Origin of the sequence: Limnospira sp. (assembly GCF_051859755.1) — a bacterium.
Lineage (GTDB): Bacteria > Cyanobacteriota > Cyanobacteriia > Cyanobacteriales > Microcoleaceae > Limnospira > Limnospira fusiformis.
The window spans coordinates 1-21,171 of record NZ_JBIMLI010000089.1; the positions used below are offsets into that span (position 1 = coordinate 1).

Genomic DNA, 21,171 nt, shown 5'->3' on the forward strand with positions numbered 1-21,171 from the left:
GGGGGCTGGCATTTTTGGTCTTCTTAGTCATCTCGTCCTCTCCATTATACGTCCTAAGTGTTCTGTCTTGTGCTATAGTGCCTCGAAGCGGTCGAATAAGTCCATGCGTTCGCCACTGTTGCTATTGCCCTTTTTGTCAAGCATCGTCCACAGCAGGGGAAAGGCAATCCCCTCGTGGACGACTGCCAACATCAAGATGTTGAAATGGGTTTGACCGAAAGACCAACAGGTGCGGTCGAGACTAAGAGTCCAAGGTTGGGGAATGTCAATGAGGCTAACGACGAAACGGGCAATCTCTGCCCGGTCAAATTTGAATTGCCGAAAAAAACGTTGTAATCGCTGGTAATTTGAGGAAATTTGCACAGGATTTGCGAATACAGTCGCTATTTCCATCAGATTAACCGTCTTTGTTTGGAATAGCGCCATCAGGAACAGGCAGACAAAGTTTAATCTCGCCCCGTGCCAGGGCAAGTGAGGGCGCAAAGTGTCTCGTAATCGGTTAAGCTCGTTCATGAGAGGGAAGTTTGGTTTGTGGTAATTCCGATGTAACCCTCTCACCCCAACTTGGCGCTACCCCCCCACCCCTCGACTTTCACCTCAGCCCGGAGCGCCCCCTTCAGAATTTTCGGCTAGATTCCCTTTTGGCTAAGACTTTCAGCTTTTTTGTCCTGTACTGAGTTAAACAACATAAAACAGCACCTCAATCAGCCCTGATTAGTAAACTAAACCCGATTATTCGTGGATGGTCAAATTACTACTCAGGGGTCGTCTCAATGGAGACTTTCAGTAAGCTAGACAATATAATCTGGCAAATGTTGCGGGCATGGACAATCTCAAGATGCGGAAAGGCAAGCTATGAAAAGCTAGGAAACTACTTCCATAAAGGAACGGTTAAACTTAGCCATGGGAAAGAAAGACAGGAATCCTGGTTATTCAAGACTAAGGACGGACTTCAACTATGGAAACATAATTGGACACAGATTGTTAGACACACCCTAATACGCCCTGACGCAACACTATATGACGGAAATTGGACTTACTGGGCAACCAGGAAAGGACAAGCAATCGACACGCCAAATAGAGTAGCAAAGCTACTCAAAAAGCAAAAAGGCAGGTGTTCTTGGTGTGGGCAATATTTTGCACCATCGGATTTAGTTGAAGTAGACCACATTATACCTCGAAACCACGGTGGAAAGGACGAATATAAAAACCTTCAGCTATTACACCGCCACTGTCATGATGATAAAACGGCATTTGACAACGCCAACGCTGTATCCTTAACAATGGAACAATCAGACTAGGAGCCGTGTGAAGGGAAACTTTCATGCACGGTTCTGAATGGGAGGGGATGAAGGTGACTTCACTCTCGACCCCTAATCTTACAATCAAACCGTGACCTGTTAGCATTTCCCGTCCATTACAGCCGGGCGTTGGCTTCTGGTCACATCTCACATCCTCTAGGACTTGCGCTTACATTTGTCACTACTAACTACCTCGACCAGATAGTTAGAGTCCGGGAGGACTTAAAACGTTCCGTTTATACGGGCATTCCATCGTTAGATTTGTCCTTTCCACCGGGGTACTTTTAAAGGTCTGTGTAGGTAGTAATGGTAACCTCCTACTTTTTCTCCTTACTCTTTTGATCGCAGCGTGTCAACCTATTTCGCTACTCTGTATTTACGATGGTTCAAGCCGGACATTCGGTTTCCCTAATCATGGATGGTTGGCAGTGGTCTCGATTCCGGTGTTGGGTTACACCTCGGAGCCTTCCGTTCTCCGCTTCAATCCTGGGGTTATGATTCCCAAAACTGGGGGTGGCTTTCGCCGTTACTCTCTACTCCCTGATTTCTCAGTTGGTTTATGACCTTGAGTTCCCTGCCTTGCTATAATAGTTATCTACCATAGCGTCGGGACATATAAACAGTTATGAGGATGGTCAGGAGTGCGCTCCTTATATCCAACCGAGGGGTTGGAGTCCCCACCAGGCGGTTATTTTGGGTATTACAACCCTATTTCATGCCTGAACGTCTCGCACATAGTATATATAGTATCACAGGAGATCAGCTTGAATTCAACAGTAATCATGACAATTGTACTGCTGGTTATGATGTTTGGAGCGGGTATCTTCAGTTCTTCGACAGGATATAAACTCGGTCGTGATGCACTCAAGGAAATCACTCAGCCAGACGTGCGACCCAGCAACATTAGCGATCGCATTAATAACTCATCTTCCCGTCAAGAGGGAGTAAAACTCCTCAGAGAAGAAGATATTATCGCTCAAGTCAAAAAACGCATAGCAGCCGGGGGTGTTGATCCGGATACCCCACCTCCTCAACCCCAAACCCAGGAGAAACCCAAAGAAGAGGATCAGGCGCGATCGGAAACCACTAACCAAGTTACATTTCCTATTGTTAGCAGTGATGGGGGTGTCACTATGGAAATCACCTCCACCCAACGCCGCAGCAATTCTTTACAGCTAAATGTCAATCTCAAAAACGAAAGTGATCAATCAGTGCGGTTTCTTTATAGTTTCCTGAATGTAACTGATGACCAGGGACGTGCTTTAAGTGCTAGTGTAGATTCTCTACCTGGTCAACTACCACCAGGGACTCAAACTTATACTGGAACTATTGCTATCTCTACGGCTTTGCTAGATAATGTTCAGGAACTGGCTATCAGTTTAACGGACTATCCAGAACAAAATTTGCAATTACAAATGTCGGGTATTCCTGTGGCACAATAACAATGAACAATGAGCAATGAACAATGAACAATGAACAATGAACAATGAACAATGAACAATTAATAATTAATAATGAACAATTAATAATTGTTATGCTTCCGATAAGCACATCCGATAAACACAACAATAAGCATGAAATATAGTGATAGTTTCTCCAGCATCATATCCCTAAATCCCTCACCCAGGGGGAGAGATGGACGAGTGAAAGCCTATGGCATGATTCCCCCAAAAGCTGTAATTAATAATTATTAATTGTTAATTATTAATTATTAATTGTATGGATACAAGTTCCTTGGGTGATTTATCAGGATTAACGCTGACGGCTCAGGATATTTTTGGGCGATTATTATCGGTGTTTTTGCTGATTGCTGTTAATGCCTTTTTTGTGACGGCTGAATTTTCGATGGTGTCGGTAAGGCGATCGCGAATTAGCCAGTTAGTGGATGAAGGAGATTTACCTGCTATCACGGTTCAGCAATTACAAAGACGCATAGATTTATTGCTGTCTACTACCCAATTTGGGATTACGCTGTCGAGTCTGGCTTTGGGTTGGATTGGTGAATCAACTATGGCGGTGGTGATTCGCCAGATACTTAATCAAATTCCTTTATACCAATTCCAAGGGTGGCTGGCTCATTCCCTGTCTATTTCCATTGTCACCTTTTTTATGCTGGCTTATCTGCAAATTGTGCTGGGGGAATTAGTCCCCAAATCTCTGGCGCTATTATATCCTGAACAGATAGCCAGAATGTGGGCCCCTTATTCTTTGGCGATCGCTCGAATTTTTAAGCCATTTGTCTGGTGTTTAAATCAGTCTACCCGGCTGTTATTGCGTCTGTTGGGAATTAACTACACCGGACAACCTTACACCCGCGTAACCCCAGAAGAATTGCAGCTAATTATCACTACATCTAGTGAATCCATGGGTTTAGAAGCTGAGGAAAGACAGCTACTTAATAATGTGTTTGAATTTGGGGATGTACTCACTGAAGAGGTGATGATTCCTCGCACCAGTATTGTCTCGCTTCCTCATACCGCCACCTTTCAAAACCTCCTAGAAGAAATGGCAGTTTCTAACCATTCTCGTTACCCTATTACGGGGGAATCCTTAGATGATATTTTGGGGATTTTAGACTTTCGGGATTTAGCCAAACCTTTAGCGGAAAGACAGCTTGATGAGGAGACACCTATTTTAACCTGGGTTCGCGCGGCTCGGTTTGTTTCTGAGCAAATGTTACTCAGTGAATTATTACCCCTAATACAGCGATCGCAACAGGAAATGGCTATTGTGGTAGATGAGTTTGGCGGTACAGCCGGACTGGTAACCATTGACGATTTAATCTCCGAAATTATTGGGGATGGTTCGGAATTAGCCGAAGGGGAAGATGGGGATATTAAGTTTGTCGATGACCAGACTTTTTTAGTCCAGGCTCAGTTGGATGTTGAGGAAGTTAACGAACTGTTAAATTTGGATTTACCCTTAAATGAAGAGTATCAAACTTTGGGGGGTTTTCTCACCTATCAACTGCAAAAAATCCCCGCCGTTGGGGAAGTCTTGACCTACCACAACCTAGAATTTAAGGTGGTGTTAGTCGAGGGTCCCCGTTTGGAACAAATCCAAATCTCTCAGTTGCGACCTAAAACTACATCAGATGCTGAACTGACTATTGCGGAACTTTTGGAGTCGCCAGACTCTCAGGATAGGGAAGCCGATAGTTTAACGGCTATGGATGAAATCACCCCCCCACCCGATAATGATACCCCCAAAATATCGGATAATTCCCCATCAGAAAAAAGCGAGGTTGATTATACCATTGCGGAACTGTTGGAGTCGGGAGACTCTGAGGATAGGGAAGCCGATGAGGATAGGGAAGCCGATAGTTTAACGGCTATGGATGAAATCACCCCCCCACCCGATAATGATACCCCCAAAATATCCGATAATTCCCCCTTAGAAAATAGCCAGGTTGATGATGCGATCGCAGAACTTTGGGAGTCTTCGGACTCTGAGGATACAGAAGGAGAGGAGAGGGGGAGGTAACTGTTAACTCTCAGCCTTTTCTGAGGTTTCAGTGTTCTGGTCACTGGTTTGCGGAATAACGGACGGTGCGAGAATCTTTAACCCGTTGGGAATACATTGAATTTCTATGGGTGTAGTCCCGATAATTTCACCATCTAGGACAACTTTTTGAGGGGGTTCAGTTTTCACCTTAACGTTAGTGGCGCGTAACCCAATCATGTGATCGCGCTGGGTTCCGGTTTTCAGCAAAGCCGACCCAAACAATTCTACCATACCAGCGATCGCCCTAACTTTAGTAAATTTCTGATTTTCGTTTTGATTAGCAGCAAAAATCAACACCTCTAACTTCCCATCATTAGGGATAACCTCTCCCAAACCTTGAGCTAAAATTGAGGTAGCCGGAGCCGCATTAGCAATAGTGACAGCACCAGAACGAACTCGGCTGATAGTTCCATCAATCTCGATTTCCGTATCAAAAAGGACTTGCTCATCGAGTTGTTGTAATCCCGCCATTATATAAGCCAGAGCGCCCCAACGCTGCTTAGTTTCCCGATCAGCTTTATCAATGGTTTCGGCTTCATAACCAATTCCAGCCAATAGAATCATAGGGCGCGCGTTACAGGTAGCAATGTCAACTGTGCGAATTAACCCAGCGATAATATTATTACAAGCGCCGCGAATATTCCCAGGAATTCCCATAGCCATACAAAAAGCATTAGCCGTCCCGCGCGGAATGATACCCAGAGGGATATCTGTTCCCATCACCGCACCAGCGACCGCCGAGACGGTTCCATCCCCTCCAGAAGCAATAACGATATCCACCCCGGATTCAACGGCTTCCTGAGCCAACTGTTCGGCGCTAATGGTAGGAGTTGTGAAGGATACCTTGAGATATATATGGGGTTCTAACAATTGTCGAATCAAAACCAAGTCCTGTTGGGAGTTCCCCGTCCCGGAAACCGGGTTAAAAATTAAACAAGCCGACCGACTACGGGTGAGACCGCTTAACATAGCCCTAGCAGTAGCGCGGTTGGTGGCTAGGGGTACATTTTGCAGGTTACAAGCGCGAATCAATACTTGAATTTCGGGGGAGGATAAGTTAAAACCAGGATCGAGGAAGAAAATTACAGCGGCGATTTCTGTTTCCTGTAGGATGCGATAGGCTAGTTCAATATCTCCTCCGTGATGGAGAGATGATAACACCTGCACCTCTACTCCCGTTCCCTGTAGGAGATATTGGGCGGTCCTTTCTGGAGCGATTAGTTCGTAGAAGGACAAAGCCACAGTATTCTCTTCTACAAAGCTGACAAGTTCCTCTCGTTGGCTATCATGGGCGATTAGGGCGATGGTTGTAGACATGGGGGATTATAGTTGACAGTTAAAAGTAGACAGTCAACAATTATCAATTATTTGGGCATAAGTTTCACCAATTCCCGTGATGGTTTCGGGCTGTTTCTCCCCCAAAAACTCAAAATTAGCTGATATCTAGGGTATCCATATCTATGCAATTAAATCCCCAAACTACATCAGAGCAGCAGTTAACCTCGACTACCCTACCCACACAGACGATTATTTTGGATGTTGGGGGAATGAAATGCGCTGGTTGTGTGATGGCGGTAGAACGTCAACTAAACCAGCAGCAGGGGGTGATTGCTGTTCGGGTTAACTTAGCCACGGAAGTGGCGACGGTTGAATGTGAACCCGGTACAGTCGATCCACAAAAACTGGCCGATATTTTAACAGAAACGGGGTTTAATAGTCAACTGCGTTATGGGTCTGCGGCTCACCAAAAGCTGACTTTTGAGGAACGTCACCGCCAAGAAATGCGCGACCAAATTGGGCGGGTGATTATTTGTGGGGTGCTGATTTTTCTGTCGGGAATAGGTCACTTTCATCATATAGCTTGGGGAGGGCTTCCCCTAGTGAGTAGTATTTGGTTTCACTGGGGGTTAGCCACTTTGGCTTTACTATTCCCAGGCCGATCGCTTATAGTGGATGGCGTGCGTAGTCTGGCGCGAAATGCTCCTAATATGAATACCCTCGTGGGATTGGGGACTATTAGCGCCTATACTGCGAGTTTGGTGGCTCTGTTATTTCCTCGGTTGGGTTGGGAGTGTTTCTTTGATGAACCTGTGATGCTGTTGGGGTTTATTTTGCTGGGAAAAACCCTGGAACAACAAGCAAGAATTAGGGCGGCTAGGGCTTTTGAGGCTTTGTGGGGTTTGCAACCGACAACGGCTCAGGTGATTCTCTCGACACAACTACCTGAACTAACTCAGGAAAATTCGGCGATCGCCTGGTCATCTCCGACGGTGGAGGTTCCGGCGGAACAGGTGCGGGTGGGGGATTTGGTTAAGGTTTTTCCGGGTGAGAAAATCCCCGTTGATGGTAGGGTGATTATGGGGAGTAGTACGGTTGATGAGTCGATGCTCACGGGAGAGTCTTTCCCAGTGACTAAACAACGGGATTTAATGGTTTTTGCGGGAACTTTAAACCAGTCGGGAGGGCTGATAATTGCGGCAACTCGCACGGGAGAAGAAACTACTGTTGCCCAAATTATCAGTTTAGTAGAAACGGCTCAAACTCGCAAAGCACCGATTCAATTTTTGGCGGATAAGGTGGCGGGATATTTTACTTATCTGGTCATGGGTTTGGCGACGCTGACTCTCATTTTTTGGTACACAATTGGCACTAAAATTTGGCCGGAGGTGATGACCTCGGGAGGGGTGAATTTGGCGGTTGATGCACCTTTGCTATTGAGTCTCAAATTGGCGATCGCTGTTTTGGTGATTGCTTGTCCCTGTGCTTTGGGACTGGCTACCCCTACGGCTATTTTAGTGGGTTCTGCGATCGGTGCGGAACGAGGTATATTGATTAAAGGTGGTGATATCCTAGAGAGGGTTCACCAACTCCACACTGTGGTTTTTGATAAGACGGGAACTTTGACGACGGCTTCTCCCCAGGTGACTACCTGCGTTAGTTTGTCTCACGGCTTTAGTGAGGACCGGATTTTGCAATTGGCGGCGGCGGTGGAACAGGGAACCCATCACCCTATCGCTACCGCCATCTGTAGAGCCTTAGAAGGGCGTAACCTGCCTATTATAGATGCCGAAGGTTTTGTGACTCAGACGGGGCTGGGTGCGGCTGCTATGGTCGATGGAGAGAGAGTTTGGGTGGGTAGTGCAGAAGGTTTGAGCGGCTGTGGGGTGATTTTGTCGGAGTCGGTGTTATCGATAATTCCACCAGGAGAAACGGTGGTATATGTGACTGTGGGTGATGAGTTGGTGGGGGTGATTGGTATTTGCGATCGCCTCAAGTCTGATGCTAAAATGACGGTGGAACGGCTCCAGAAAATGGGGTTAAATGTAGTTCTACTCACAGGCGATCGCTTTTCGGTAGCCGAGGCGATCGCTTCGGAGCTACAATTGTCTGAGGGGTCGGTGCTGGCAGAAGTGCGACCGGAAGATAAGGCTAAGGCGATCGCTGCTTACCAACAGCAAGGACACCGGGTAGCCATGGTGGGGGATGGCATTAATGATGCTCCGGCTTTAGCTCAGGCTGATGTAGCGATCGCTTTGGGAACCGGAACTGATGTGGCGATCGAAACTGCTGATATTGTACTCATGGGAGACGCACTCGGTGACGTAGTGGAGTCTATTCGGTTGAGTCAACAAACATTCAACAAAATTCGCCAAAATCTGTTCTGGGCTTTTGCTTATAATACCATCGGTTTACCCATGGCGGCGGGTGTCCTGCTACCAGGTTTTGGTATAGTTTTCAGTCCCTCGGTAGCAGCGGCATTTATGGCTTTTAGTTCGGTGAGTGTAGTCACCAATTCCCTACTATTACGTCGCCAATTCACCCCCGCCGATTTTCCCCCATCAATAAAATCCCAGCCGGAATAGCTGGTTATATAACGGCTGAAATTATCGCCTCCACGGGAATAGTAATATCAGGAAAAGCCACGGGGGAAACCTCTCCAGAAGTGAGGGTAATTTTAGAACCATATTCCCGTCCTCTCGGTTCCCGGTGAATAATCAACTCTCCCGTTTGTAAATTCACCAGCCAATATTCTGGAATACCAGCCTCAGCATAGATATGATATTTCACTGTTTTATCTTTGAGTAGGCTGCTGTCCGCATATTCAATCACCCAGAAAATATTTTCCGGGTAGGGGTGATGATTGAGATATTCCCGACCCAAAGGTGCAACAATAGCGATATCTGGTTCCGGTTCGGAGTTATTGGGGAGAGTAATGGGTTTGGCTGGACTGACTAAAGCGCGATCGGCTAAAATACGAGTAAGATAAGATCCAGCCGCGCGACTAAAAAAGGCATGAGATTCACCTTCTGGGGGCATTTCGACAATTTCTCCGGCTAGGAATTCTACGGGACGACCCACCAGCAACCCCGTTTTAATCATGTGATGATAATCGTCTAAACTCCATTTTAGCATTGACTGTAGCATATTTTTTACCCTAACCACAACAGGAATTTTATTGATAGGCTATATCTCAAAGCGTGACCGACCACACTCTCCCATGATAACATAATTTTACCCCTGGGGTGAAACCGGCTTAATTTACAGGTGAGGATTTCCGGGGTCGATTTCTCTTAAAGTGGCGATCGCTCTGCTACTGGGAAAAGAAACCCGGTTTCTTAGAGAAACCGGGTTTCTAAGAGTCTCAACAAGCCACCGGGTTTCGGAAGTCCGGTGAAGGGTGAAAGCGGCTTGATTTACAGATGAGGATTTCCGGTGTCGATTTTTCTTAAAGTGGCGATCGCTCTGCTACTGGGAAAAGAAACCCGGTTTCTTAGAGAAACCGGGTTTCTAAGAGTCTCAACAAGCCACCGGGTTTCGGAAGTCCGGTGAAGGGTGAAAGCGGCTTGATTTACAGATGAGGATTTCCGGTGTCGATTTTTCTTAAAGTGGCGATCGCTCTGCTACTGGGAAAAGAAACCCGGTTTCTTAGAGAAACCGGGTTTCTAAGAGTCTCAACAAGCCACCGGGTTTCGGAAGTCCGGTGAAGGGTGAAAGCGGCTTGATTTACAGATGAGGATTTCCGGTGTCGATTTTTCTTAAAGTGGCGATCGCTCTGCTACTGGGAAAAGAAACCCGGTTTCTTAGAGAAACCGGGTTTCTAAGAGTCTCAACAAGCCACCGGGTTTCGGAAGTCCGGTGAAGGGTGAAAGCGGCTTGATTTACAGATGAGGATTTCCGGTGTCGATTTTTCTTAAAGTGGCGATCGCTCTGCTACTGGGAAAAGAAACCCGGTTTCTTAGAGAAACCGGGTTTCTAAGAGTCTCAACAAGCCACCGGGTTTCGGAAGTCCGGTGAAGGGTGAAAGCGGCTTGATTTACAGGTGAGGATTTCCGGGGTCGATTTTTCTTAAAGTGGCGATCGCCTGCCTACGGGTATCTTCATTCCGAGTATTTTGAATAACTTGAACCAACGCGGCGATCGCTTCAGGATTTCCGACACCGATTTCCCCTAAACTCTCAATTGCCTCCCTACGGGTATATTCATCCTGAGTATTTTGAATAATTTGAACCAACCCCGCGATCGCTTCAGGATTTCCGGGGTCGATTTTTCCTAAACTCTCAGCCGCCCGCCTACGGGTATCTTCATCCTCAGTATTTTCAATAACTTGAACCAACCCGGCGATCGCTTCAGGATTTCCGACACCGATTTTCTCTAAACTGGCGATCGCCTCCCTACGGGTATATTTATTCCGAGTATTTTGAATAACTTGAGCCAACCCGGCGATCGCTTCAGGATTTCCGACACCGATTTCCCCTAAACTGGCGATCGCCTCCCTACGGGTATTTTTATTCCGAGTATTTTGAATAACTTGAACCAACCCAGTAATAACTTGAGGATTTCCGGGGTCGATTTTTTCTAAACTCTCAACCGCCTGCCAACGGGTATATTCATTCTGAGTATTTTGAATAACTTGAACTAACGCAGCGATCGCTTCAGGATTTCCGACACCGATTTTCCCTAAACTGGCGATCGCCTCCCTACGGGTATATTCATCCTGAGTATTTTCAATAACTTGAACCAACGCGGCGATCGCTTCAGGATTTCCGACACCGATTTTCTCTAAACTCTCAATTGCACGCCTACGGGTATATTCATCCTGAGTATTTTCAATAACTTGAACCAACGCAGCGATCGCTTCAGGATTTCCGACACCGATTTCCCCTAAACTCTCAATTGCCCGCCTAAGGATATATTCATACCGAGTATTTTGAATAACTTTAACCAACCCGGCGATCGCTTCAGGATTTCCGGGGTCGATTTTCCCTAAACTCTCAGCCGCCAGCCTACGGGTATCTTCATACCGAGTATTTTGAATAACTTTAACCAACCCGGCGATCGCTTCAGGATTTCCGGGGTCGATTTTTTCTAAACTCTCAGCCGCCCACCTCCGGGTATCTTCATTCCGAGTATTTTGAATAACTTGAACCAACGCAGCGATCACTTCAGGACTTCCGACACCGATTTTCCCTAAACTCTCAATCGCCCACCAACGGGTATCTTCATCCTGAGTATTTTCAATAATTTGAACCAACCCCGCAATAGCTTCAGGACTTCCGACACCGATTTTTTCTAAACTGGCGATCGCCTCCCTACGGGTATTTTCATCCTGAGTATTTTCAATAACTCCAAGCAACTTAGCGATTTCTTCATCCTCAACCGTCTTAATAACAGGTAACAACTCACGGGGAATGGGAATCTTAATCTTGTTACTCACAGAAACCACCCCGCCCTCATGCGGTAACTGGGCGATCCCTGCCTTTGCTTTTTCAAACTTCTTGCGTCGATAATGCCCCATTGCCCTGGCAAAAATTCGCAGGCGGTCAAACTCTGGAATCGGTTGATGAATCATCTCCGTCAGCGTCGAAAGTCGCATCAAATCCCTAGGATTTTCTCGGTATGCCCGCCGGAAAGCCGCCGCCAATAACTCCACTGATATCTGAGGTTTGGCATAAGCCCAAGCCGCCCAACTTTGCGACTCGGCAAACTCCCGGTCATAACTATCTTGACTGTTTAAATCTTTCTGCACATACTGCAATAAAAAACACGCCACTTCCTTCAGGCGTTTCTCTGTAAATCGAGGATTAGCTTTCAACTGGTCTAACAATTCTTGGCGGACTGTGGCATCCATTTCATACAATTCATGCCCCACCTCATCACACAAACTGGAGAGAATTAAATCCGAAACCGCAATCCAAGGAATATCGAGCCATTTATCCTGAATATCCCGCCGAAAATTCGCCCAAATCTGATACAGCAAATCGGGAGTTATCGCCAACGGTAACGCCGCATGATAAGCCAAAAAAAGGTGAGGCTCCCCAAACCTTTTCTGAAAAGCATTAATCCGACGTTTAGCCGCTTCTAGTTCCATGATATGCCGTCCATTTTCATCATTCAATGATTGCCCAAATCTGACAAACTAATCGCCTCTGCTATAACTTTATCCCGAATAAAATAATGTAATGACTTGGTGGTAACCACATCAACTTTCCGATTTAAGAGTTGTTCTAAATCTTGAATTAGTCCCACCGGAAACCAAGACGAGATTTTGGCTAAATCATAATCAATCAAGAAATCAATATCACTATCCTCCTGTTCTTCCCCCCTCGCCACCGACCCAAATATCCGCACATTGAACGCCCCATGCTGTTGTGCAACGGCTAAAATTTCATCTCGTCTTTGTTGTAATTCATCCTTCAGTTTCATGATTGATTGCCGATAAAATTACTAATATTTTACGCTTCAAATCAGGCAGATTCTGTTCAACAACATTCCAAACTTCTTCTAAATTAATTTCCTCGTAGTCGTGAATCAGAACATCTCTCAATCCCGCCATTCTGCGCCAAGGAATATCTGAATAACTTTGCCTCAACTCCTGAGAAAGTCGCTTAACTGCTTCTCCAATCACTTCAAAACTACGAATCACCCCATCCTGAATCAAAAGAGATTGCATAAATTCTGTTTGTCCTCCCTCTGTATAAGTCTCAATCCGACAGATGCGTTCATAAATATCTTGTAAATATATTTCATCATCTGTCATAGCGGAATCGCCTGATTGATAATCCGTTCTCTAAAATAATCCCGTAAACCTTTAACCGTCGTGACATCAACTTTTCGGTTTAACAAGTCCTCTAAATCTTGGATTAAGGCAATTCTATCCAATAAACTGCAATTACTGTTCATTTCCACCAAGAAATCAATATCACTATCCTCCTGTTCTTCCCCCCTCGCCACCGACCCAAATATCCGCACATTGAACGCCCCATGCTGTTGTGCAACCGCTAAAATTTCATCTCGTCTTTGTTGTAATTCATCTTTGAGTTTCATACAATAATACCCTTGACAATTAGATGAAAAAATGCTAGGATTTATGACCAACTCACTGGATTTCCCCGTAACACCTTAACGGCATTTTGTAACCCAAGGCGATCGCATTCCAACATCGGGATTAACTTAGCGATTTCCCCAGCCGTGGACATTGCCCACCGTTCTCTCGGCACAGGATTCACCCAAACCAGATAACGTAAGTGTTGCTGACACTGCCGCAGGAATCTCTCAGTCAATTGTAACCTATCTTCACTATATCCCCCCCGTGCCGCGCCAGCATCGCTAAAAATGAGCATACAAACGCGATTGGCAGATAATCCGCTCAACATATCCTCCACCCTCACCGCCTCAGAATATCCCGGCTTCCCATAAACATAATCCACCGGACAATTATGGAAATAATAAACCCGCGATGCACCCAACTTTCCCCCCCGCGTGGCAGTGTCTTTCAGTCTATCCCCCAAAGGATGAAAAGCCACCATTGAACCATCAATATCCAACAGCAAAACCAACTCAACCAGATTCCTGCGTCGGGGGACTAACACTGGTTCCAAGAAAAACCCATCCCGGATAATTTTTTCTATGGTTGCCGTCACATCTAATTCAACCAATGGCCCCTCGCGAATCGGAAGCCGTAAATAACGCCAAGTTTGTTTCATTTCCCTTTTGGTTAACGGCAAATAATCCGAATATAAAAAAAACTGTTCACTGGTTATGGTTTTCAGTAACTGTACCTCATCATCCATTTCTACCGCCACCTCTGGCAACATAAATTCAGATTCAGCCGGTTCTGATTTTTCAGCTTCCGAAGATGGCTGAGTTGGTGGCTGTGGGGGTTCGTCACGGCGTGGTTCAGGCGGGGGTAATTTATCCGGTGATACCCTCTCATCATTTCGAGGTAATGTGGGTGTCGTTTTTCCCTGTTTTACCTGCGGCTGTGTAGTAGGAATCGCTGGTTTGGCGGGAGTAGGTTTCTCGACTGTGACCAATGGATTCTCAAGGGGTTGAGACATCACCTTCTCAAAATAAGAATTGAAAATTTTTTCATCTTCAACCGACTTCACCCACAAAGTTTTACAGAGTCTTTTTAACGCCGCTTCATCCTCAATGCCAAACCCTTTCATCAAGGCTTCTAACAGCAGTTCATATTCATCAATCCCCAACACAAAACCCGCTTGACGCAGCTTGTCAAATAACTCTCGCAGGGGTAAATCATTAACTTTCATCCTTCCCCCTAGATTTGCTTAAATAAAGTCGGTGGTCATCCCAAGTTTTCAGTAAAACCCCTAAATAGGGAAGTGGACCCTGTAACTTTTTCAGCACCTCATCATGAGGATATTGACGCAGGACCTCAAACCAATCAATCAACTCACTGGTACTGATATTTTTACCCCTTTCTCCTTTTTCCTCCCGCAAAAATTCCCGCAACTCCTGGAACTTATCCACCGCTGCTTCAATCAACTCATTTTCATTTTCAGGAATCGTTGATTTATCTTGTGTAACCCCAAAAACCCGAGCCATAATAATCTCAATTAACCGTTCTTTTTTGGGAAACTCAATATAATGAAATAAACAGCGCCTTAAAAAAGCATCGGGTAAATCTCGTTCCTGATTACTGGTAATAAAGATAATCGGAGAATGTCTAGCCGTCTTTTCCTTTTTCGTTTCGGGTATAGAGAAGCGTTTTTCGTCTAACTCCAATAATAAATCATTGGGGAAATCAATATCCGCCTTGTCAATTTCATCAATCAATAAAACGGTAGGTTTATCGCTGAGAAAAGCCTCCCCAAGTTTACCCAATTCTACATAGGTTTTAGGGTCTTTAACCCGCCGGATTTCTTCGGGGTCAGTAATTTGACCTAACCCCAGTAATTGAGAGTCCCGCAGTCTGGCTAAGTTATTATAGGTATAGAGGCCATCTTGTGCGCGACTGGTGGATTTAATCGTCCAGCAGAGATAGGGTAATTCCAACTCATAGGCGACAGCTTGGGCTAATTTAGTTTTACCACAACCGGGTTCACCTTGCAGCAGCAAAGGACGCTGTAAAGTAATGGCTAAATTAACGGCTTCCACAAGTTCATCACTGGGTAAATAGGGATAAACTCGCTGTCCATTCTCCTTATGGTCTTTAGGAGGATGCTTTTTTCCGGTATAGTGTTGATTAGACATTGGTTGATTCACTCTGTCATCCATATCAAAGACTTCCATAATAAATTATCGATTTTATCTCCATTTAATGTCAACTTCAAGCCTCTTGCAAATTGTATAGATAAAATCTTTGTGATAGATGTTTGTTTGGTCTATTATCAGCATTTCTTGAGGGAGGTTTTCTGTCAATCCCCATAATATTTTATCTTTAGAAAAATGGGTGCGTAACCATTGCCTTACTTGCCCTATTTTCATGGGTTTAATTTGTGTCAATTTGATGGGAATCTCAGGTATTTGCTCTGATGTAATATCTTCTGTAAAACTGATATCCCAACTCTGGGTACATCCGTCTACATCAAGCATAAATAACATTAAGCTATGATTGTAGTCATGAGAAGATAGTTCTCTTTGTTCCCTGGCATATTTGGCGAGAGGCTGCCAAAATTTATCAATAAATTCTTCCAGAAAGCTGGAGTCTATATTTTCTTCAACTTCAATAAGTATAATTATAGTGTTACGTTTCCAAATTTTACAGATTTCTTGAACAACACGATCAACTGAATATCCCGGCACTTCAAGTCTCAATTTTTCACTAATTTGCCTCAGAATACTGTTTAAGCAACGACTTTGAGTGTTACCCACAAAACTGAGATTTATAATAGCATCTGATGTATTATATCTATGACTTGTCTCAACTTGTACATGGAGAACATTTTCTATGAGAGAAGTTGCCAACCAATGGGGTTCGGACTTATTTGAACCATGAATCAAAAAAGCCCCCACTATTCCATCATTATCTAAAAACTCCTTAAATAAATTAACTTGCTCACTATAATCTAGTTCCAGCAAGGCTTGACGTAATTTATTTTCGATCCTTTCGCTGGGGTGAGGTTGAATTAACTCAATCATATAGTCTATCTTTTGGGATTGCTCATCGATTTTTTCGGAGATTCTTTCCTGCTGCTGTTCGGTTCCGGTTAACTGCTGTTCTATCTGTTCGAGTTTTGCCAAGGAAATTAGGGCAATTTCACCCTGTTGGGCTACTTGTTGCCGAATTCCTGTGATGAGTTGAAGCATTAACCCAGCAAAGGCTTTACCATCGGCTTTAAAGTCCTGTTTTAATGCTTCTCGTAAAACTCGCGGAAATTCTTTGTACAGTAATTCTGCTACATATTGGCGCACATAATCCGGCAAATCAACGCCTTCGGCTGAGTCTACCGCCATTAAATCTAATTTGGCTAAAATAGTCCGCCACTCTTCAACGGTCAAAATTTCCGCTTGAGTTAACCCTTCTTCTGTGGGGGTAATAATTAAGGGAATTTCTCCCTCGGTTAACTCTTGATATTTCGATTGAGCAAATTCAGAACGCGCCAATTCTACCCAGTTTTCTGTGGCTTTGGCGGCTATCATTTTCAGATGCTTGGAATAGGGGTTATTAGAATTTTGGGCAGCCAAATGAATAATTTGCGCGATCGCCTTTCCACAAACGCGAATTAAATCCTCATTCTCTAGCCTAACGTAATCAGAACCTCTGCTTCGGTCAAAGTTATCAATTGCATTAGCCGTATTACCCGCCGTCACACCGCTAATCATTTCGCCCACTTTGGTCAATATGTCTTGACCTTTCTCAGTCGATAAAAAAGCGACCGGGATAGCCAACTCGGGTAATAAGACGGAAGCCCCAAAACATATTCCCCCATAAATCGCTACGCGACAAAGCGATCGCCCAATGGTCATAAGTAACTACTGATTAGGAAGTATTCCGATGATACCACAATTGGGAAAAGACACTGGGAAAAGAAACCCGGTTTCTGGGAGAAACCGGGTTTCTGGGAGATACCGGGTTTCTGGAAGTCTCTTATTGATTAGCGATCGCATAATCAATTAACTGTGCAATGCGGCGGCGGAGAGTTTCCAAACCGAGGGCATTAGCAGCCGAAATAAATACAGCTTGGGGGTATTCTTCTTGGGCAAAACGGAGAGTTTCCCCATCCACAGAATCGATTTTATTAAAAGCCAATAAAGCCGGACCGGGAGTAATCGGCATTTGAGTTAAAATCTCCATCACCGATTGAATTTGTGCCTGCCACGCCGGGTGAGATAAATCTACCAAATGCAGCAGCGCATCAGCATCAGTCACCTCCTCTAAAGTAGCGCGAAAAGCATCAATTAAAGCTGGGGGTAATTCATGAATAAACCCCACCGTATCAGTAATTACAATATTTTGGGGTTCTTCCGTAATCGCATCGGGGATAGTTAGGCGGCGGCTAGTGGGGTCGAGAGTAGCAAATAATTGGTCAGCCGCGTAAATTTCCGAAGCGGTGAGAACATTAAGCAAAGTAGACTTACCCGCATTCGTATAACCCACAATAGCCAATGTAGGAACCTCCTGGCGTTGGCGACGTTGGCGGAGACGGGCGCGATGGGCCTGTAGTTGGTTAACCTCCTGCTGAAGGCGGGCGATGCGCCGCTGAATGGCCCGTCTTTCCGTTTCTAGTTTAGTTTCCCCAGGTCCACGAGTACCAATACCACCACCTAACCGAGACATAGCCTGACCCCTTCCGGTGAGACGCGGTAGACTGTATTCTAGCTGCGCCAGTTCAACCTGTAATTTTCCCGCCCCAGACTGGGCGCGTTGGGCGAAAATATCTAGGATAACTTCCGTGCGATCGACTACTCGGACTCCAATGCGGGTTTCCAAATTACGGACTTGCGCCGGAGATAAACTGCGATCGAAAACAATTAAGGTCGCCCCCAGAGTTTGCGCCGCCAGGGCAATTTCCTGGGTTTTTCCCTCTCCGACTACCGTTTGGGGATGGGGACGCGATCGCTTTTGGCGAAGAGTTTGCAGGACAATACCCCCCGCCGTATCCACCAGGCGGGCTAATTCGGCTAACCCTTCTTCAAATCTCTGGGTGGAAATTTTGTCAGTTTGTACCCCCACCAATAGCACCCTATCTTGGTCAGAGTTGACATCAAGGGCGACAAATTCCCGCTGAAATTCGGCTTCTAGTCCATCTACCAAATCCAGGAAATCTTGGTTAGAGAGAACATCAAGACTCATGGGGGATGAAACATAATAGGGTACTGGAGCCAGAGGACTATCAAGTTGGGTCTGGTTTTCCCCTTCCCCTTGGGGTAACAAATGGGCGAGATAGGCTTCTTTCACATAACCTGTCCCACCCCCCCCACGACGTTCAAACCCGCTTCCGGTCAGGGTCAAAATCGCCAAAACATCTAACCGTTGCATAGCCATGGCGGTTAAGACTGACTCCCTAGGTACATCAGATTTTAACTGGGTGGCTATACACCGAATACCACTGAGGCGACCATTACCATAGCGGGGCAATTCTAGGGCAGGAATGCGGGTCTGACTGACCGTGCCTACTCCCACCCTAATCACCTGCCCACGACGGTTTATATAGGCGCAGACTGGCTCTTTGATGTCTGTACTTACCCCGGCGAGTCGCTGGGCAAATTCTGAAGTAGTAATGCGATCGCCTGGTAGTTTTTGATGGTACAGGCGTTGCAGTTGTTTAAGCTGACTCGGTTTGAGACCTTGCAGGTTTCCGTGTATGGTTTCGATAGGCGCTCCTTTTGGTTGCTTAACATTTTCCCAAAATATAACAAAAAAATGAGTTTTGAGAACCGATATGGGGTCGCTCAAAACTCAATCTGCTAATATCTGAATGGAACTGGGGTTAGAACTGGAATGTAGTTCTCAGGGTTCCTACGAAAATGTTGGCATTGCGATCGTTATGACCGGGATTGGTGATGAAGTATCCTCCGGGAGTAATGGAAATATACTCGCTGAAGGGGAAGTGATAGAAGGCTTCAATGTGCAGTGAAGTATCACGATTTTCTAGGCTTGGTCTGTCATGGAAAATCACTTTAGGAGGCATTCCCACAATTAATGCGCCTGTGTCGCCTTCTCGCAGTAAATCGGGGAAACCAAGAGTTACCGCCCAGTTGAGAATGGCCGCGCTATCACTGCCATTATTCTGTTGGTTAGCCCAGGTAGCACCGAACCAACCTCCTAATTGGAAGCTGTTAGCCACCCGCCAATTGAATTGGAAACCTAGGTTATCACTGGTGGTCGCATTATCACCAAAGGGGCGATCGGCAATCCAGCTACCAGTCCCGCCAGCTACCTCTACTACCTCTACACCGCCGTTAGTGAAATGCTTGCGGGCATATTCTACCGCAAATACCAGTTTTTCCGTCGGTTCAAACACAAACTGAGCCGATGCTGTATTACTACCGTTGAATAAGCCATTCCCAGCAGTAGCATCGGATGCGTTAGCAGCTAAATAACTCAGATTCAATCGGTAACGGTCTTGATTGCCAAAGGCGAAGTTAGCCCCTACCCCGGCTCCTTCTGGACCCCGGAAAGTGGCAGGGTTGCGCTGACCAAACAGGGAAATTGAGCCTGTGCTGTCACTATTCAAGGGGGTGATCACCTCCATAGTGTCATCTAAAGCAAGGCCGTTAGCACCGATAAAGAACTGCGCCCGACGATTGAAGGCGGGGAAACGGTAGAACAAAGCATCTAGCTCTACCCCATTGGAATCGCCATCAATAGCAGTCCGAGCCATCAGGCTATTGGTCAGCTCGTCGTTACTGAGGTTAGGGATATCTAACGCTTGCAGACGGGTTCTCAATAGGTCTTGACCGGTGAAGCTGGTATCAAAGTTCAGACGAGCTCGATAGCCAAGATAGGTTTCGGTCGGGTCACTATTGCGGCGGCTAAAGGGACCTCCTGCCGCGTTATGTCTAGCGCGATCGCCAAAGCTATCACCCGGCCAAAATACTACTTCCCCATGCAGCCTGGTAGTGGTGGAGAATTGGTTAGCTTCCAATTCCGCAGTACGAGCTTCTAACACGGTTACCCGTCCGCGAATGCTGGCTAGTTCCGCCGCGAACTCTTCCATCAGTCGCTGCATTTTCGCCAGGTCTTCCCGAGTCACTAGGTCGGCTGTGGCGGCGTTAATTAATTCGTTAACCCTTTCTAAACAGGCGTTAACCCCCGCCGCAAATTCAAAACGGGTTAAGGCACGGTTTCCTCGGAATGTCCCATCTGGATAACCTGCAATACAACCATAGCGCTCAACTAAAGACTGGAGTGCTTGGAATGCCCAATCTGTAGGCTGTACGTCGGACAACTGAGAAACGGAAGTCACCTGAGACTGTCTCCGGCTTTGTCCTTCTCTACCGTATTGATTGAGCTGATTTAGCGTATTCCCATCGGAACTGGGAGCATCTAGGTCAGCGAGGGGAATTTCTGTGCCACGGTCCGCGACTGAGTTACCTTGGGAAAATACACCGCCAGCATGGGGGTTAACCGGAACTTGAGCTAGTTGCTGGGGTAACTCGGCTGTGACATCCTCAATAGATGCGATCGTGATAGCGTTGTTTGTCGTTAATTCTGTTTCTCCTGTCTCAGTAGCCGAAATTTCCGCCACCGCAGGTAGAGAGGCTAATAGACTAGCTCCCAATACTGCTGGACTGAGCAGCCAAAGATTTAATGATCGTTTCGACACTCTCTCTCTCCTCACACGGATAACTTGGTTGATAAGGTTTCGCAACGAGGAGATCAAAACCTCCCCTCGCTATTTTATACACCCTAGATTCGCCTTCGCGAAGCCCAGGTCTATAATATAACCAATTTATTCTGACATCTTCCCGTCATCGAATCCAAGATTACGATGAGGGCTTCCTTACCTTGCGATAAGGCATTCCTGTTTCCTTGGTCTTCCCTAGCAGTTCGTTGGTACAAGTGGCCTAAGCCTCCCAACATTGTTGCCCCGTTCCGATACCTGATACATTTACGCGACATTTTTCCGGTTGTTCCCGGACAATGCGACGATAGCACTATTACCCGTTAAGGTAACAG

General features: G+C 45.9%; 14 protein-coding genes and 3 pseudogenes. 4 read left to right on the plus strand and 13 right to left on the minus strand.

All coding sequences use genetic code 11. From position 1 onward, the window contains the following. Nucleotides 1–75: 75 nt before the first annotated feature. Nucleotides 76–513 (minus strand): annotated as a pseudogene (locus ACTIE0_RS15405) (IS4-like element ISAtsp3 family transposase); the annotation flags it as partial. A 164-nt stretch (nt 514–677) separates the two neighbouring features. On the opposite strand from ACTIE0_RS15405, the pseudogene ACTIE0_RS15410 reads away from it, so the two are divergent. The 3 genes and pseudogenes from ACTIE0_RS15410 to ACTIE0_RS15420 all read left to right on the plus strand — a co-directional run. Continuing rightward, nucleotides 678–1,301: pseudogene (locus ACTIE0_RS15410) on the plus strand (group II intron maturase-specific domain-containing protein); the annotation flags it as partial. A 782-nt stretch (nt 1,302–2,083) separates the two neighbouring features. Then, the gene (locus ACTIE0_RS15415; protein WP_006667966.1) at nt 2,084–2,743 is read left to right on the plus strand and encodes a hypothetical protein; all 660 of its coding nucleotides are present in this window, start codon (nt 2,084–2,086) and stop codon (nt 2,741–2,743) included. Between the two features lie 277 nt (nt 2,744–3,020). Continuing rightward, nucleotides 3,021–4,784: a hemolysin family protein gene (locus ACTIE0_RS15420; RefSeq protein ID WP_006621754.1), complete on the plus strand. Its 1,764-nt coding sequence runs from the start codon at nt 3,021–3,023 to the stop codon at nt 4,782–4,784. 3 nt (nt 4,785–4,787) lie between these two features. Here the strand turns inward: ACTIE0_RS15420 and ACTIE0_RS15425 are convergent, their stop codons facing one another. Beyond that, entirely contained in the window at nt 4,788–6,122 is a 1,335-nt protein-coding gene (locus tag ACTIE0_RS15425) for a methylglyoxal synthase (protein ID WP_006667965.1), read from the minus strand. Between the two features lie 143 nt (nt 6,123–6,265). Here ACTIE0_RS15425 and ACTIE0_RS15430 point away from each other — a divergent pair, with 143 nt between their 5' ends. Next, nucleotides 6,266–8,668 (plus strand): heavy metal translocating P-type ATPase, encoded by a 2,403-nt coding sequence (locus ACTIE0_RS15430; RefSeq protein WP_006667964.1) that lies wholly within the window; start codon nt 6,266–6,268, stop codon nt 8,666–8,668. 4 nt (nt 8,669–8,672) lie between these two features. On the opposite strand, the gene ACTIE0_RS15435 is transcribed toward ACTIE0_RS15430, so the two are convergent. The 11 genes and pseudogenes from ACTIE0_RS15435 to ACTIE0_RS15485 form a co-directional block, all read right to left on the minus strand. After that, nucleotides 8,673–9,230, minus strand: a complete 558-nt coding sequence (locus ACTIE0_RS15435; RefSeq protein ID WP_006667963.1) for a Uma2 family endonuclease — start codon at nt 9,228–9,230, stop codon at nt 8,673–8,675. Nucleotides 9,231–10,119: 889 nt separating this feature from the next. Further along, nucleotides 10,120–12,174 (minus strand): HEAT repeat domain-containing protein, encoded by a 2,055-nt coding sequence (locus ACTIE0_RS15440; RefSeq protein WP_439516929.1) that lies wholly within the window; start codon nt 12,172–12,174, stop codon nt 10,120–10,122. 23 nt (nt 12,175–12,197) lie between these two features. Next, nucleotides 12,198–12,509 carry a nucleotidyltransferase family protein gene (locus ACTIE0_RS15445; protein WP_006667961.1) on the minus strand — a complete coding sequence of 104 codons (312 nt, stop codon included), beginning with the start codon at nt 12,507–12,509 and terminating at the stop codon, nt 12,198–12,200. After that, nucleotides 12,493–12,843, minus strand: coding sequence for a HepT-like ribonuclease domain-containing protein (locus ACTIE0_RS15450; protein ID WP_006667960.1), 351 nt, complete (start codon nt 12,841–12,843; stop codon nt 12,493–12,495). The genes ACTIE0_RS15445 and ACTIE0_RS15450 overlap by 17 nt, the downstream gene beginning before the upstream one ends. After that, a complete protein-coding gene (locus ACTIE0_RS15455; RefSeq protein ID WP_006667959.1) occupies nt 12,840–13,130 on the minus strand; it encodes a nucleotidyltransferase family protein in 291 nt (96 codons plus the stop codon). The genes ACTIE0_RS15450 and ACTIE0_RS15455 overlap by 4 nt, the downstream gene beginning before the upstream one ends. A 41-nt stretch (nt 13,131–13,171) precedes the next feature. Further along, nucleotides 13,172–14,356 (minus strand): hypothetical protein, encoded by a 1,185-nt coding sequence (locus ACTIE0_RS15460; RefSeq protein ID WP_006667958.1) that lies wholly within the window; start codon nt 14,354–14,356, stop codon nt 13,172–13,174. Then, on the minus strand, nt 14,346–15,338 hold the full coding sequence (locus tag ACTIE0_RS15465; protein WP_039932026.1) for an AAA family ATPase: 993 nt from the start codon (nt 15,336–15,338) through the stop codon (nt 14,346–14,348). The genes ACTIE0_RS15460 and ACTIE0_RS15465 overlap by 11 nt, the downstream gene beginning before the upstream one ends. A 15-nt stretch (nt 15,339–15,353) precedes the next feature. Beyond that, entirely contained in the window at nt 15,354–17,015 is a 1,662-nt protein-coding gene (locus ACTIE0_RS15470) for a hypothetical protein (RefSeq protein WP_006667956.1), read from the minus strand. A 121-nt stretch (nt 17,016–17,136) separates the two neighbouring features. Beyond that, nucleotides 17,137–18,945 (minus strand): GTPase HflX, encoded by a 1,809-nt coding sequence (hflX, locus tag ACTIE0_RS15475; protein ID WP_006621741.1) that lies wholly within the window; start codon nt 18,943–18,945, stop codon nt 17,137–17,139. A 34-nt stretch (nt 18,946–18,979) separates the two neighbouring features. Further along, complete coding sequence (locus ACTIE0_RS15480) at nt 18,980–20,818, minus strand: iron uptake porin (protein WP_006667955.1); 1,839 nt, start codon at nt 20,816–20,818, stop codon at nt 18,980–18,982. A gap of 285 nt (nt 20,819–21,103) precedes the next feature. Continuing rightward, nucleotides 21,104–21,171: pseudogene (locus tag ACTIE0_RS15485) on the minus strand (zinc ribbon domain-containing protein); the annotation flags it as partial.